This window comes from Shinella sp. 838 (genome assembly GCF_029623935.1).
In the GTDB taxonomy this organism is placed as follows: Bacteria; Pseudomonadota; Alphaproteobacteria; order Rhizobiales; family Rhizobiaceae; genus Shinella.
Genome location: NZ_JARSBQ010000086.1, coordinates 1 through 512, shown reverse-complemented (window position 1 = coordinate 512; position 512 = coordinate 1). Strand labels below are relative to the sequence as shown.

Annotated in this window: 1 protein-coding gene; it reads right to left on the bottom strand. The window is 61.3% G+C overall.

What is annotated here, in order from left to right:
- Positions 1-512, bottom strand: a 512-nt coding sequence (locus tag P9A16_RS35690; RefSeq protein WP_278026575.1) for a GTP-binding protein, incomplete at both ends; no start/stop codon positions are given.

The window sequence follows — 512 nt, the reverse complement described above, 5'->3', positions numbered from 1 at the left end:
AGAGCCGAACCCTTGACGATCGGAATGTCGTCGCCCGGGAAGTCGTAGGACGACAGAAGTTCGCGAACTTCCAGTTCGACCAGCTCCAGAAGCTCGGCGTCGTCGACCTGGTCGACCTTGTTCAGGAACACCACGATCGCGGGAACGCCGACCTGGCGGGCGAGCAGGATGTGCTCGCGGGTCTGCGGCATCGGGCCGTCAGCGGCAGAGCAGACCAGGATCGCGCCGTCCATCTGGGCAGCACCGGTGATCATGTTCTTGACGTAGTCGGCGTGGCCGGGGCAGTCGACGTGCGCATAGTGACGGTTCGGCGTCTCATACTCGACGTGCGCCGTCGAGATGGTGATGCCACGGGCCTTTTCTTCCGGTGCGGCGTCGATCTGGTCATACGCCTTGAACTCGCCGAAATACTTCGTGATCGCTGCCGTCAGCGACGTCTTGCCATGGTCAACGTGGCCGATCGTGCCGATGTTTACGTGAGGCTTGTTGCGCTCAAACTTACCTTTTGCCAT